This is a genomic window from Aliivibrio sifiae, from assembly GCF_002954705.1.
GTDB lineage: Bacteria > Pseudomonadota > Gammaproteobacteria > Enterobacterales > Vibrionaceae > Aliivibrio > Aliivibrio sifiae_A.
Genome location: NZ_MSCO01000001.1, coordinates 50,352 through 64,814 on the forward strand (window position 1 = coordinate 50,352; position 14,463 = coordinate 64,814).

The 14,463-nt window shown below is 39.7% G+C and carries 10 protein-coding genes; 4 read left to right on the plus strand and 6 right to left on the minus strand.

Going from position 1 to position 14,463, the window contains the following annotated elements; all coding sequences use genetic code 11:
• Positions 1-5: 5 nt before the first annotated feature.
• A complete protein-coding gene (locus BTO22_RS00260; protein ID WP_105053835.1) occupies positions 6-1,838 on the minus strand; it encodes a DUF294 nucleotidyltransferase-like domain-containing protein in 1,833 nt (610 codons plus the stop codon).
• A 214-nt stretch (positions 1,839-2,052) separates the two neighbouring features.
• On the opposite strand from BTO22_RS00260, the gene BTO22_RS00265 reads away from it, so the two are divergent.
• Both BTO22_RS00265 and BTO22_RS00270 read left to right on the plus strand, forming a co-directional pair.
• Positions 2,053-3,198: a 3-phenylpropionate MFS transporter gene (locus BTO22_RS00265; protein ID WP_061030585.1), complete on the plus strand. Its 1,146-nt coding sequence runs from the start codon at positions 2,053-2,055 to the stop codon at positions 3,196-3,198.
• Positions 3,199-3,326: 128 nt separating this feature from the next.
• Positions 3,327-6,770 (plus strand): PAS domain-containing hybrid sensor histidine kinase/response regulator, encoded by a 3,444-nt coding sequence (locus BTO22_RS00270; RefSeq protein WP_105053837.1) that lies wholly within the window; start codon positions 3,327-3,329, stop codon positions 6,768-6,770.
• Between the two features lie 99 nt (positions 6,771-6,869).
• On the opposite strand, the gene BTO22_RS00275 is transcribed toward BTO22_RS00270, so the two are convergent.
• From BTO22_RS00275 to BTO22_RS00290, 4 genes are all read right to left on the minus strand, one after another.
• Positions 6,870-8,573: a sodium:solute symporter family protein gene (locus BTO22_RS00275; protein WP_061005669.1), complete on the minus strand. Its 1,704-nt coding sequence runs from the start codon at positions 8,571-8,573 to the stop codon at positions 6,870-6,872.
• A 10-nt stretch (positions 8,574-8,583) separates the two neighbouring features.
• Positions 8,584-8,850 (minus strand): DUF4212 domain-containing protein, encoded by a 267-nt coding sequence (locus BTO22_RS00280; RefSeq protein ID WP_061005671.1) that lies wholly within the window; start codon positions 8,848-8,850, stop codon positions 8,584-8,586.
• Positions 8,851-9,053: 203 nt separating this feature from the next.
• The gene (locus BTO22_RS00285) at positions 9,054-9,677 is read right to left on the minus strand and encodes a MarC family protein (RefSeq protein ID WP_061005676.1); all 624 of its coding nucleotides are present in this window, start codon (positions 9,675-9,677) and stop codon (positions 9,054-9,056) included.
• Between the two features lie 85 nt (positions 9,678-9,762).
• Positions 9,763-10,392: a response regulator transcription factor gene (locus BTO22_RS00290; protein WP_061030588.1), complete on the minus strand. Its 630-nt coding sequence runs from the start codon at positions 10,390-10,392 to the stop codon at positions 9,763-9,765.
• Positions 10,393-10,618: 226 nt separating this feature from the next.
• Between BTO22_RS00290 and BTO22_RS00295 the strand changes: the two genes are divergently transcribed.
• Both BTO22_RS00295 and glmS read left to right on the plus strand, forming a co-directional pair.
• A complete protein-coding gene (locus BTO22_RS00295; protein ID WP_061005678.1) occupies positions 10,619-11,383 on the plus strand; it encodes a DeoR/GlpR family DNA-binding transcription regulator in 765 nt (254 codons plus the stop codon).
• Positions 11,384-11,508: 125 nt separating this feature from the next.
• Positions 11,509-13,341, plus strand: coding sequence for a glutamine--fructose-6-phosphate transaminase (isomerizing) (glmS, locus tag BTO22_RS00300; protein WP_105053838.1), 1,833 nt, complete (start codon positions 11,509-11,511; stop codon positions 13,339-13,341).
• Between the two features lie 35 nt (positions 13,342-13,376).
• Here glmS and BTO22_RS00305 read toward each other — a convergent pair whose 3' ends face one another.
• The gene (locus BTO22_RS00305; RefSeq protein WP_258132404.1) at positions 13,377-14,387 is read right to left on the minus strand and encodes a sensor domain-containing diguanylate cyclase; all 1,011 of its coding nucleotides are present in this window, start codon (positions 14,385-14,387) and stop codon (positions 13,377-13,379) included.
• Between the last annotated feature and the right edge of the window lie 76 nt (positions 14,388-14,463).

The window sequence follows — 14,463 nt, forward strand, 5'->3', positions numbered from 1 at the left end:
TATTATTAATCCCTGATCTGATAATGATAACCAAGCCATTCTTTGAATTTTTTAACTATGTGTAGACTGTGGCGCAATAAATCCCGTTCAGTTCTATCAAGTCGCTCTATGTGAATATGATTCGTGAGTTGAGTTGTTTTCTCTTGTAATTGATGGCGTAAGCGCCATTTGAAAAATAATTTTAATGCCTCACTTAAATTATCTGCGGTAGATGGTTCTAGTATTTTTCGTAGGCGTAACTCGTCAATACGTTGGAAAGTGTTGGTTTTATCTATCCCTTGCTCTAATGACAATGCTCGGATCCCGTGAACAATTGGAAAAATACCGCCTTGCTTGATATCAATGCCTTCTTTTTTATTTTTTATATTGCCAAACAAGGTTAATGGGACGGTAAATTGAAGAGCCGGACGAGTAAAAACACTGAGGATTAGATCATTATCTTTGAGCTTGTTAGTTATGCATTTTTTTAAGGGAGAAAGTAACTGACGATTACCAGCAATCGCTTGAGAATCAGAAAATATAGCTAAATTCATCATATTATTACCGTTATGCTCGGTGCATATTTTTTCAATATAATGTAGCCATTCCCCCTCTGTTTTTACCCAATGAGGATTACTTACCATTATGTTTCCTTTACATAATGGGTAACCTAACTGTTGTAGAGTTTGAGTTAAGTTTTTCATCAGAGTATGGATATTAGGCCACTCAACGTTATTTTTAATGATTAAGGCATTGTCTTGATCGGTTTTTAGAACCTGCTCACCTCTACCTTCCGATCCCATGACTATGAAGCAGCAATGATTATGTAGGCTTTTAGGCACAACCAAACTAAATGCTTTTTCAATAATTTGTTCATTAACGGTTGAAATTAATTCCATAATAAATCGAGTGCGAATACCGTTATTAATTAAGGTTTCAATTAGTTGTGTTTGGCTATTGGCGGCTATCGCAAGCTCTTCAATACTTTGTGCTCTGGCGATCCGTAATGTAAGAACATGAGAGTGAGTAGAAAAAAGACTCAAGACCTGAGTCATATCTAACATGCCAATGAGTTGATTATTTTCGAGAACAGCAACGCGTTTTACTCGATGGCGAGTCATTAATGTCATGGCATTAAAGAGATAGTCCCCTTTATTGATATGAACAATAGGGTAAGTTGCTATTGGTCCCGAGGGGTGATTAGGAGCAAGCCCATCAAGCATTAAGGCGTGCAATAAGTCGGTACGAGTGATAATGCCAAAAGGTAAGTGGTTGCTGGTTGCTTGATGTCGTTTGTCGTATTGATTCAATTCTACAAATAAAGCGTCTGCATTATGTTCTTTGAGTAAATGCGTGACGTGTTTTAATGATGTATTTCCATCGACAACGAGGCATTCTTGAATCGTATCATTATCTACTTTAGTGAGTATAAATTCGGCGAGGTTTTGTTGTTGGTGTGCTTGTGTAATTAATGCTTTTCGTTTGGCTAAGCTGTTATTGAAATAGGCAGAAAAAGCATGATTATTTTCATATAAAGAGAGAAAAACAGAGCTAGGAAGAAGATGACATAATGTATCTTCGATTGCGTGATAGGAGTGTTTGGCGGAGCCTTCAAATTGAGATCGGATATCAAAAAGATCATCATGGGTATAATGTGCATAGATCTCTCCATTGCTATTTGAACGCTCTTCAACAACGCCTTTTATAATGATGAAGACATTATCAGGCGCTTGTCCTTCATGCAGTAATGTATCCCCAGCTCGGAAATAGGCTATATCGATATGACGAGTTAGCTGCTCTTTTTCTAGGGTCGTTAGTGTATTAAATGGAGCAATTGAGACATTGAGTTCACTTGGCATAGCTCCATCCTTACCTAGGTTAGTGATCTTATTTTCACTATAAATCACTAAGTAATGAAGACGACTTTAGTCTAGGTCTCTTATTAATTGATTAAAAATTGAAGTCGAAGTCACATTTTAAAAGGTGCAGTTTTCATCTGTCTTGTTTTCCCTTTTTATAAATCAATACGATGCCATAATGCTCACCTCTTTTTATTTCCTTTTGGACATTATCATGTTTCGCGTATCTCCCTTTGCTTGGATCTCTCAATATTTTGGTGGATTCTTTTTTGCCTACGGCGTGTATTTACCTTTTTGGGCGTTGTGGTTTGAAGACCAAGGGGTATCAGCTGGAGATATCGGTGTCTTAATTGGTTTAGGATTTGCGACGCGTTGTGTTGCGAATTTAGTGATAACTCCTCGTTTGCATAAAGTGGAATATTTGATCCCTGCATTACGAGTATTGACGCTCGCCTCCTTAGTTGCGCTTGGTTTGTTTTTAATTAATGGCGGTAATTTCTGGTGGATGGCATTTGTCACCGTATTATTTAATTTGTCATGCGGGCCAGCCGTTCCTTTGTCAGATGCGATGACAAATTACTATGCAAAAAATAATTTATTGGATTATGGTCGAACGCGCTTATGGGGCTCTGTGAGTTTTATTGCGGGATCTACGGTTGTTGGTTATCTAGTATCAGGTTTTGGTACTGATATGATCGTTTATACTGCGATTGCAGGGATATTAGCTGCACTATTCTTAGTCATGCGTAATCCTAATCCAATGCCTGTGTCGGTTGCTGAAGAAGATCAAACACGACCAAAATTACTTTCACTGTTGAGTGAAACGCCGGTCTTAAAATTTATTATTTTAGTGTCATTAATCCAAGGTAGTCATGCTGCGTATTATAGTTTTAGCTCTATTTATTGGAAAGAATCAGGGTATCAAGAGAGTACTATCGGTTACTTATGGAGCCTGGGTGTGGTAGCAGAAGTAATGATATTTGCTTTCAGTAAACAATTATTTGCAGGATGGAAAATATCAACGTTATTTAAAGTGGCGGCGGTAGGGGTAATGGTTCGTTGGGGCCTAACGGCAGCTACGACTGATTTATTTGCCTTGGTACTTGTTCAAGCATTGCATGGTGTGACTTTTGCTATGGCGCATTTAGCGGCGATCCAATACATTCAAAAATTCCCTCAAAACAAAATGATACCACTGCAAGCGTTATATAATGCAATTCCTCTTGGTGCGTTTATCGCCTTAATGACGACATTAAGTGGTTGGGGTTATGAAGCGTGGGGCGCAAATATTTTCTGGATAATGGCGGCAATGGGTATTTTTGCTCTGATGATTAAATTAGACAAAGTAAAAGATAAATAGGCCCTAATCACATTTGTCGGCTTGTATAAAAACGAAGCAGTAATAAAACGCTAGAATGGTGCTACAGAGTATTTGTACCCTTCTAGCGTTTTTTTATGGCACTAGAGTGGTATCACCAAGGATGAGTGATGACACAAGGATGGATTGTAGTGCCAGTTTCGTTGGCCTATTTAGGATTATTGTTTTTAATTGCCTGGTATGGTGATCGTCAAAAAGGGTGGTTAGCTCGTTATCGCTCATGGATTTACAGTCTTTCTATTGCCGTTTATTGTACCTCATGGACCTTTTATGGCACCGTGGGCCAAGCCACTAATAACCCGTGGGCTTTCCTTCCTATCTACCTTGCTCCTATTTTTGTTTTTGTCTTCGCATGGCGTTTTTTAGCCAGAATTATCTTAATTGCAAAGCGTGAGCACATCACTTCTATTGCCGATTTTATTGCGGCTCGTTACGGTAAATCTCAAGGTCTTGCTGGTGTGATTACTATCATCGCAGTGATTGGTATCCTTCCTTATATTGCGTTGCAATTGAGGGGAATAACAATGGGATTAGATCTTGTTGCTCCTAATTTAGCTCAAGATTTAGGGTATCAAGATGGTCATATCTCTTGGTTTGTTGGTGGGGCACTTGCTATTTTTACTATTCTTTTTGGAACTCGACATATTGATACCACAGAGCATCATCGAGGCTTAATGATGGCTGTCGCGTTTGAATCTATCGTTAAACTTATTGCTTTTTTTTCTGTTGGTGGGTTCATTGTTTATTTGGCTTATTCAGAGCCAAGTATTGATCTTATTTCGGTTGCAAAAGAGACGTATCAGTCACCAAATCTAATTACGTTATTGTTTCATACTTTGTTAACAATGGCGGCTATCATTTGTTTGCCGAGGCAGTTTCATACTATCGTAGTTGAAAATGAACGAGCTCAAGATCTACGTACAGCACGGTGGGTATTTCCTCTCTATTTATTATTGATGGGGTTGTTTGTTCTTCCTATCTCTTGGGCAGGGCAAGCTCTGCTTTCTGGTGATATTGCTAGTGATGGTTTTATCATTAGCGTTCCGCTTTCTATTGGTGCAGATCACATGGCGCTATTAGCGTTTGTCGGAGGCACCTCCGCAGCAAGTGGTATGGTGATCGTTTCTACTATTGCACTTGCTATCATGGTCTCGAATGATCTTGTTCTGCCTTTGTTATTGCGTCGAGTAAAAACAACGGCTCGAACGTTTGGTCATTTTTCTAATTTATTAGTGACCATTCGACGCTTGTTGATAGTTTTGTTATTAGTTGGGGCTTGGGGGTTTTATCAGGCTCTTGATTCGATAGAATCTTTATCGGTAATTGGTTTATTGGCATTTGCGGCTATCGCTCAATTTGCTCCTGCATTAATTGGTGGCTTGTATTGGCGACAAGGCAATAAAAAAGGGGTCTATGCCGGATTAGCGATAGGTTTTATGGTTTGGTTAATTACCTTAATGAGCCAAACTCAAATGTTGGCAGGAAGTGCTGAAAATAACGTTTTACTATGGATAATTACTCCGCCGGAATGGCTACAGCAATTAGAAGTAAAAGCTTCTGATTGGGGAATGATGATGAGTTTAGGCTTGAATGCTGTCTTATTTATTGTGGTTTCTTTTGTTACTAGAGCTTCACTGAGTGAGCGCTTACAAGCCGCCGCCTTTGTTGGAGCACCTTTGCCTGAGAGTGAAGATGTCAGCGTATATCAAACTCGGGTTACGGTTGGTGAGCTTGAAATGTTGGCTTCTCGATTTGTTGGGCGGAAAAGAGCACGAAAAGCATTTCGTCAGTTCGCAGAGCAACAGAGTGAAGAGTTACTTCCACAACAACAAGCGAGTTCTCAATTAATTAGGCATACAGAGCGTGTACTCGCTGGAGTCTTTGGTGCGTCTTCTTCTCGGTTGGTATTAACCTCGGCATTACAGGGAAGAAATATGCAGCTTGAGGAGGTAGCAACGATTGTAGATGAAGCCTCTGAGTTGTATGACTTTAGCCGTGGTTTATTGCAAGGTGCCATTGAGCATATCAGTCAAGGGATTGCCGTGGTGGATAAGCAAATGAAGCTAGTGGCATGGAATCAGCGTTATTTAGAATTATTTACCTTTCCTTCTGGACTGATTCAAGTAGGGCGACCAATTGCAGATGTTATCCGCCACAATGCAGAGCAAGGTTTATGTGGTCCGGGTGATCCTGAAATACACGTTCAACGACGAGTAGAGCATTTAGAGCGAGGAACGCGTCATGTATCTTCACGGATAAGAGCGGATGGTCAGGTTATTGAGGTACAAGGTAATCCGATGCCAAATGGCGGGTTTGTGATGAGTTTTAGCGATATCACCGTTTTTAGACAGGCAGAAAAAGCATTAAAAGAAACTAATGAGACTTTAGAGTCTAGGGTTCATGAGCGAACCAGAGAATTAGAAAAATTAAATCAACGCTTGGTTGGCGCAACCCAAAGTGCAGAGAAAGCCTCGCATTCAAAAACACGATTACTGGCAGCGGTGAGTCATGATTTAATGCAACCACTGAATGCGGCACGCTTGTTTGCTTCTTCATTAAGCGAAGTCACTAAAGATGGTGAGACAAAGAAAATATCAGGGCATATTGAAAGTGCATTAGGGGCGGCAGAAGAGTTAATAGGTGATTTACTGGATATCTCTCGTTTAGAAGCGGGTAAGTTAGAAACAAACGTATATGGTTTTTCACTCAACTCAATGTTGTCAAATTTAGAAGCGGAGTTTGGTGCATTAGCCAAGCAACAAGGAATAGATTTTAACGTTATACATTCTAATTTAGTGGTGGAATCTGATCCAAAATTATTACGTCGAGTACTGCAAAACTTCCTAACCAATGCCTTTCGATATAATCCTCAAGGAAAAGTCGTATTGGGGGCAAGAAGAGTTGAGGGAAAAATTCGTCTCGATGTATGGGATAGTGGTATAGGCATTCCCGAAGAAAAACAGCAAGCTATCTTTGATGAATTTACTCGAGTTGATCAGAGCCGGGCCGATCAAGGTTTAGGCTTGGGATTGGCGATTGCTCGTGGGATATCTCATGTACTTGGACATACTATCTCGTTGCGTTCGTGGGTAAATAAAGGTTCGGTATTTTCTGTCACATTAGATCATGGCGTTGAGTTAAAAAGGGAAATGCCTACGGTAGCACAAAAGCCAGAATTACCATTAAGTTCGCTACGCGTGTTATGTGTGGATAATGAACCAGATATTCTGATAGGAATGGAATCTTTATTACAACGTTGGGGCTGTGAGGTGAAAACCGCCACTGATTTGTTTAGTAGTTTACATTGCTTGGAAAATGATTGGAGTCCTGATGTTATTTTCTCTGATTATCGATTGGATAATGACAGGACGGGATTAGAAGTATTACAACAATGTCGCCTGCGTTTAGGGAATCGTTTTGAAGGGGTAATGATCAGTGCAGATAAAACCGATGACTTATTAGAAAGCATTAAAAGCAATGGCTTTGGATTTATTGCTAAACCTGTAAAACCATTAAAGTTAAGAGCCGTGTTGAATCGCCATGTTAGCTCTTAGGTATTGATAAATAATATAAAAAAAGGAGTTAGTAATGACTAACTCCTTTTAATTTTAGCTGTTATTTCTGACGTTATTTATTGTTATTCATATCTTAGTTTAGTGGTCGTGAGCTTCACCCGCACCTTTAGGGTAACGGATTGATTCAACCATATCTTGCACATCTTGAGGTACTTCAGCGGTTACTTTATTTACTGCAATTGAAACAATGAAGTTCACACACATACCTAGCGTACCAATCCCTTCAGGACTAATACCAAACCACCAGTTATCAGGGGTGCTTGCTGTTGGGTTAATGAATTTGAAGTAAACAATATAAGCCGTAGTGAATACCACACCTGAAACCATGCCCGCAATTGCCCCTTCTTTATTCATCTTCTTATAGAAAATACCTAAGATGATGGCAGGGAAGAAGGATGCAGCGGCTAACCCGAAGGCGAAGGCGACAACCTGTGCAACAAAGCCCGGTGGATTTATTCCTAGATAACCAGCACCAACAATGGCGACAGCTGCTGCTACTCGGGCGGCGAGTAACTCTTGTTTATCTGTCATGTTAGGTTTTATCCCTTTCTTCAATAAATCGTGAGAAATTGAGGTAGAGATAACCAGTAATAGACCGGCAGCCGTTGATAGTGCAGCGGCTAAACCACCGGCAGCTAATAGTGCAACAACCCAGTTTGGTAAACTTGCTAATTCAGGAGAGGCTAATACGATGATATCTCGGTTGATGTCCATTTCATTTCGGTCATCACCAGAGTAGAACATCTTGCCATCGCCATTTTTATCTTCCCAACCAACAAGACCGGTGCTTTCCCAGTTTTTATACCAGCTAGGTGCATCAGCAGCAGCAACCCCTAGGCTATCTGGACCATTGATAGTTTCAATCATATTCACACGAGCAAATGCGGCAACAGCAGGTGCTGTGGTGTATAAGAATGAAATAAACAATAATGCCCAGCCCGCAGAAATACGTGCATCTTTAACGCGAGGAACTGTGAAAAAACGAATGATTACATGAGGCAGGCCAGCAGTACCAACCATAAGAGCTGCACAGATGAAAAACACATCAACCATACTCTTAGATCCGTCAGTATAAGGTGTGAAGCCAAGTTCTGTTGTTAACCCATCTAATTTATCCAGCAAGTAAACTTCAGAGCCAGTAATGGTTGAGCCCATACCAACTTGAGGGAATACGTTACCTGTCATCATGATTGAAGTGAAAACGGCAGGAACAAGGAAGGCGAAAATGAGGACACAGAATTGAGCGACCTGCGTATAAGTGATGCCTTTCATGCCACCTAATACCGCATAGAAAAATACGATACACATACCAATGATGATACCGAGGTTAATATCAACCTCAAGGAATCGAGAGAATACTACGCCGACACCACGCATTTGCCCTGCCACGTAAGTGAAAGAAACAAAGATGGCACAGAACACTGCAACCATACGTGCTGTTTTTGAATAGTAACGCTCACCGATGAAATCTGGCACAGTAAACTTACCAAATTTACGTAAATAAGGAGCAAGACATAAGGCTAAAAGAACATAGCCGCCAGTCCAACCCATTAGATAAACAGCACCATCATAACCAACAAAAGAAATGATACCTGCCATGGAAATAAATGATGCGGCCGACATCCAGTCTGCGGCGGTTGCCATACCATTGGCGACAGGGTGAACCCCACCACCAGCAACATAGAACTCACTGGTTGATCCCGCGCGAGCCCATATTGCTATCCCGATATAAAGGGTAAAAGTGATACCTACTAATATAAACGTCCAAGTTTGGATATCCATGCTAATTCCTCTAGTCTTCTTGTACGTTGTATTTTTTATCTAGTGCATTCATGCGAATCACATAGATAAAGATCAGGGCAACAAAGGTATAAATTGAACCTTGTTGTGCAAACCAGAAGCCTAATTTAAAGCCCCCAATTTGAATCGTATCCAGAACATCGACAAATAAAATGCCTGCACCAAATGAGACAGCAAACCAGACGAAGAGTAGTCCACCCATTATTCCTAGATTTTCCTTCCAATAGGCTTGTGCTTGTTCTTTTGTTTCGAACGCCATAGCTGGCTCCTTTTTAATGTTAATAATATGTAACCAAAAAGAGATTAGCAGTGAGAAAGGAAGAAAACAGTGCAACTTTAGTCGAGCAGATAAAGAAAAACGCTCGAAATATGAGCGTTTTATGTGAGGTATGTATCGATTTTATTGTGTTAGCGTTATGTTAATTGATACCAAGGTCTAAAGTATTTACCTTAGATATATGCTTAAAAATAGAAATCTTTGATGCCAAGTAATAAGTTATTAACCGCAACTGCCGCCAGAATTAACCCCATAACACGACTAATTATTGCGGCCCCCACATTTCCTATTATTTTATGAATGAAGGTTGCACCAAGAAGTAAACATAGAGTAATCACGAGAACAACAATCATGACAGCTGCGGTAATTGATTGATCTAAAAAAGAATACCTAGAATTATCAGTTAACATCACAATTGCCATCATTGCACCTGGTGACGCAATTGATGGGATAGCTAAAGGGTAAACGGCTAAATCTGCAAGGTCAGAGTGGCTAATATCTTCACTTAATTTCTGCTCTTGCTCTGGTTTGCTTTCGCCAAAAATCATAGTTAAAGCGAAGATCAACAAGACCAAGCCACCAGCTACTTGAAAGGCTGGTAATGGGATTTGCATTGCTTCTAGCAATAATTGCCCAATGACAAGAAAGAATAATAGTACGGCGGTCGCAATAGCAACGGCCTTCAAAGCAACAACTTTACGTTGCTTAGCAGATAGGTGTTGAGTTTGTGAAAGATAGACAGGTACAGAACCAATAGGATCGATAACAGCCCAAAGAACAACGAATTGAGTAACGAGGATGCTTATCATGAACTCTCCCAGAGTTAGGTTAAACAGAGGGATAAAATGAACGGGTAATATACCTTAATTTATAGGCTAGTGTGTTATATCAAGGTTAACTTTCAGTCTGTTGCAATAAAATAACGGCTTGAGTTCTGTTTTTTACCCCTAACTTTCTAAAAATGGCAGTCATGTGTGCTTTTATTGTTGCTTCAGATACTTCTAAGTCATAAGCGATTTGTTTGTTTAGCAATCCATCAGAAAGCATTCCGAGAACTTTATATTGCTGCGGAGTAAGGCTCGTAATTTTAGTCGCTAAATCATCACAGGCCGCTGAGTTCTTAATTGAGCCTTCTGGAAAATAGGAATCGCCAGATAAAATTTGATTTAGTGCTGATATTAGTGAACGCATGTCACTTGATTTAGGAATGAAACCAAAAGCACCATGACTCTTAACTTGAGAGATAATACTAGGTTCTTCACTGGCAGAGACAACAACAATAGGTAAATCAGGGTACTGAGAACGAAGTTGTATTAACCCAGACATTCCATTACTGCCAGGCATTTTTAAATCTAAAAGCAGTAAATCAGGATCAGGCTCTTTTTCTAGTACGTTAAGTAACGCACTAAGAGAATCGGCTTCGAGTAGGTTCGCACCGCTGATAGCCATGTGAATTGATTGAAAAAGTGCATTGCGAAATAAGGGATGATCATCCGCAATAATAATGGTGTAGTTATCGTCCATGGCTACAATATTCCTCATAAGTTATTTAATAAAATTAACATCTAACCGTCTTTTGAGCAATTTTTAGACGCTAAAGTCTGCGCTGTATCTCTAACTCATTTCTCGTTTTCATTAAATAAGATCAGATCTCGAGATCTTAATATTTAAAACGAATTAATTTCTAGCTCTAGACAATCAATTAAAACGAAACTAAACTTCTTTCAAATCGAAACTTAATGAGTTTTTTATGTCGAAGAGAAACACAAAACAACGCCGTCATATGATCCTGTCTTTATTAATAGAGAAGGGAGAAGTTACTGTCGAAGAGCTTTCTGAGCTTTTTGATATCTCAGAAGTGACTATTCGTAAAGATCTAACTGAGTTAGAGAAGAATGGTTTGCTAATGCGTAAGTATGGCGGAGCGGTATTAATGCCTTCGAATATTATCCAAGAAGATACTTGTGAAGAAGTTTCGAATCGAAAGTTGTCTTTGGCAATTTCAGCCGTTGAACTCATTAAAGATCATAACAGGATCATTATTGATAGCGGGAGTACAACTGCGGCACTGATTAATCAACTCTCAAAGAGAAATGGATTGGTGGTAATGACAAACTCGCTACCTGTAGCCAATGCGTTGCAAGAAATTGAGAACGAACCTACGTTATTAATGACAGGGGGTACGTGGGACAGCCATTCGGACTCATTCCAAGGTCAAGTGGCAGAATCTGTATTACGATCCTATGATTTTGATCAGTTGTTCATTGGTGCTGATGGTATTGATTTAGAACGCGGAACAACCACCTTTAATGAATTAGTCGGGTTAAGTCGAGTGATGTCTGAAGTCGCCCGTGAAGTTATTTTAATGGTTGAATCAGAAAAAATTGGCCGAAAAATTCCTAATGTGGAATTGCCATGGGACAGCATTGACGTGTTGATTACCAATAACGATTTAAGCCAAGAACACCAACAAAAAATTGAATCACATAGTGTAAGAGTTATTAGAGCTCAGTGATTTAATTAGGGTTAATAAGCCCTTATACCGCTGATATTTTGCTGCCAATCAGCGGTTATTACCAAGGAACGGAAACCGTTTCTTAAACGATAAGAATTTAAGATTAGAATAATTGGAGTATTGCCATGTGTGGAATCGTTGGTGCAGTTGCACAAAGAGACGTAGCTGAAATTTTAGTGGAAGGATTACGTCGTTTAGAATATCGCGGCTATGATTCAGCAGGCATTGCGGTTGTTGATGCCGATAGTAACTACACACGTTTACGTCGTTTGGGTAAAGTAAAAGAATTAGCGAGTGCAGTTGAAGAATCCCATGTCGTTGGCGGTACAGGTATCGCTCATACCCGCTGGGCTACTCATGGCGAACCTTCTGAAATTAATGCTCACCCTCATGTTTCTGGTGATATTACGATTGTTCACAATGGCATTATCGAAAACCATGAAGTTTTGCGCTCTTTATTGCAAGAGCGTGGTTATGTGTTTGTCTCTCAAACCGATACAGAAGTGATTGCACATCTTGTTGAGTGGGAGTTGCGCTCGTCGAATTCACTTATTGAAGCGGTACAAAAAACAGCGATTCAACTTGATGGTGCGTATGGAACGGTAGCAATGGACCGACGTGATCCTGACCGTTTGGTTGTCGCTCGTTCTGGTAGCCCAATTGTTATTGGTCGTGGTGTAGGTGAAAACTTTTTAGCGTCTGATCAATTGGCATTATTAAATGTTACTCGTCGTTTTATGTATCTTGAAGAAGGCGATGTTGCTGAAATTACACGTCGTGATGTTGTTGTCTTTGATGCAAATGGTGAGCAAGTTGAACGTGAAGTGACTGAATCAAACGCTGAGCATGATGCGGGTGATAAAGGTCAATACCGTCACTTCATGCAGAAAGAAGTGTTTGAACAGCCTAAAGCGTTAATCAATACAATGGAAGGGCGTATTACTCACGACTCTGTTGTTACTGAGAGTATTGGTGTTAATGCCGTTGAGATTTTAAATAAAGTTGAACACGTGCAAATCATTGCGTGTGGGACCTCTTATAATGCAGGTATGACGGCTCGCTATTGGTTCGAATCATTGGCAGGTGTGAGTTGTGATGTCGAAATTGCTTCTGAGTTCCGTTACCGTAAATTTGTTACTCGCCCAAATAGCTTATTAATTACTTTGTCTCAATCAGGGGAAACGGCTGATACCTTAGCTGCCCTTCGTCTTGCAAAAGAGCGTGGTTACATGGGGGCAATGACGGTATGTAACGTAGCGGGTTCATCATTGGTTCGTGAGTCTGATTTTGCCTTCATGACTCGTGCAGGAACAGAGATAGGTGTGGCATCAACGAAAGCTTTCACCACACAACTTGCTGCATTATTGATGTTAGTGACAGCTCTAGGTAAACAACAAAATCGTATCTCAAAAGAGAAAGAAAAAGAGATAGTTGAAGCTCTACATGCTCTGCCTGCACAAATTGAAAAAGCATTGGCGTTTGATAAAGAGATTGAAGCTTTAGCGCCTGATTTTGCTGATAAGCAACACACGCTATTTTTAGGTCGTGGTGAGTTTTATCCAATTGCCGTTGAAGCGTCTTTGAAGCTAAAAGAAATCTCATACATTCATGCTGAAGCGTATGCGGCTGGTGAGCTAAAGCATGGTCCATTAGCGCTTATTGATGCAGAAATGCCAGTTGTCGTGGTTGCTCCTACTAATGACTTATTAGAAAAATTAAAATCTAATGTGGAAGAAGTTCGTGCCCGTGGTGGATTACTTTATGTGTTTGCCGATGAACAAGCAGGCTTTGAAGCGGATGAGAACATGAAGATAATTACTATGCCTCATGTAAGTGATATTACTGCACCTATTTATTACACGGTTCCGATGCAATTATTGTCTTATCATGTTGCTTTAATTAAAGGAACGGATGTCGATCAGCCTCGTAACTTAGCGAAGGCGGTAACGGTAGAGTAAGTTTACTTATAAGATTGAAATAAAAAACGGCAGCCTTAAATAAGGCTGCCGTTTTTGTTTGCATCAGTGATGCTTTTTTTCTGTTCCTTTTCTTTATACATAGAGGCATCAGCATTCATAAACATGTCTTTTAGCGTGGTTGTTGAGTTATGAGGTTCAAGATGCTGACCAATACTGATATTACTGATATTCAAGCCTGACTGATATTGTGTTTTCTCTTGGTAATGTTGACGAATACGTAATGAAAGGGCGCTTAGCTCGGTTTCTTGTTCTTTATTTAATAACGTTAAGACAATAAATTCATCACCACCAGTACGAGCGATAAGATCTGATTCTCTGACTTCATTTTTTAGAATATTAGCTAAAATTTGAATGCATTGATCTCCAGTTGAGTGACCAAAGTTATCATTTACCTGCTTTAGATTATCAATATCAAGATAAAGAATACCGATACTGTCTTGGTATCGTTTCGCGTCTTTTCGTTTTTGTTTACCTAAAATTCCTAATCCTCGACGATTAAGTAATTCAGTCATTGAATCAGTAAGAGCCATTTGTTTATGCTGCTCAGCTTCTTCTGCCATTTTTAAGTCAGCAGTGATTAGTTTTGAAAGGTGGAGTAATAGTTTAATTAATGCATTTTCATAATCGGTATTTTTTGTATCTATCGCACAGACAGTGCCATAAATAGAACCGTTAGGGTGAAAGACGGGAACCCCACAATATGATCTTACTGGGCCATCTTTAACGGCTGGTGCGTTAATCCAATATTCACTCTTTAATGCATTAGGAACATATAGTTCTTTGCCTGTTTCAACAATCGTACGGCAAAAACTTTTATTGTCACAGGACCATTGAGAGCCTTGGTGAAGAAAGCTTGTTTCATTATTACTGCTTACAAGAGTATGAAAAGAATGACCTGTAAACTCAATAATAGCGCCACAATCTGCGCCAAAAATATCAACAATTAAATCTGCAAGCTCTTGCCATTTTGATAGGTCAATTATGCTGTCTTGTGAATTAAAACGAGAAGTAAAGAAAGCTGTCATACGCACATCCATGTAAAGCGGCTATTATTTAAATTTTGTATAGTTATAAAACTATCATTATTAAATGTTAATTTCA

Bases quoted from the DNA above. Each gene is read 5' to 3' on its own strand.
- BTO22_RS00260 (WP_105053835.1), bottom strand. From the start codon at position 1,838: ATGCCAAGTGAACTCAATGTCTCAATTGCTCCATTTAATACACTAACG.
- BTO22_RS00265 (WP_061030585.1), top strand. From the start codon at position 2,053: ATGTTTCGCGTATCTCCCTTTGCTTGGATCTCTCAATATTTTGGTGGA.
- BTO22_RS00270 (WP_105053837.1), top strand. From the start codon at position 3,327: ATGACACAAGGATGGATTGTAGTGCCAGTTTCGTTGGCCTATTTAGGA.
- BTO22_RS00275 (WP_061005669.1), bottom strand. From the start codon at position 8,573: ATGGATATCCAAACTTGGACGTTTATATTAGTAGGTATCACTTTTACC.
- BTO22_RS00280 (WP_061005671.1), bottom strand. From the start codon at position 8,850: ATGGCGTTCGAAACAAAAGAACAAGCACAAGCCTATTGGAAGGAAAAT.
- BTO22_RS00285 (WP_061005676.1), bottom strand. From the start codon at position 9,677: ATGATAAGCATCCTCGTTACTCAATTCGTTGTTCTTTGGGCTGTTATC.
- BTO22_RS00290 (WP_061030588.1), bottom strand. From the start codon at position 10,392: ATGGACGATAACTACACCATTATTATTGCGGATGATCATCCCTTATTT.
- BTO22_RS00295 (WP_061005678.1), top strand. From the start codon at position 10,619: ATGTCGAAGAGAAACACAAAACAACGCCGTCATATGATCCTGTCTTTA.
- glmS (WP_105053838.1), top strand. From the start codon at position 11,509: ATGTGTGGAATCGTTGGTGCAGTTGCACAAAGAGACGTAGCTGAAATT.
- BTO22_RS00305 (WP_258132404.1), bottom strand. From the start codon at position 14,387: ATGACAGCTTTCTTTACTTCTCGTTTTAATTCACAAGACAGCATAATT.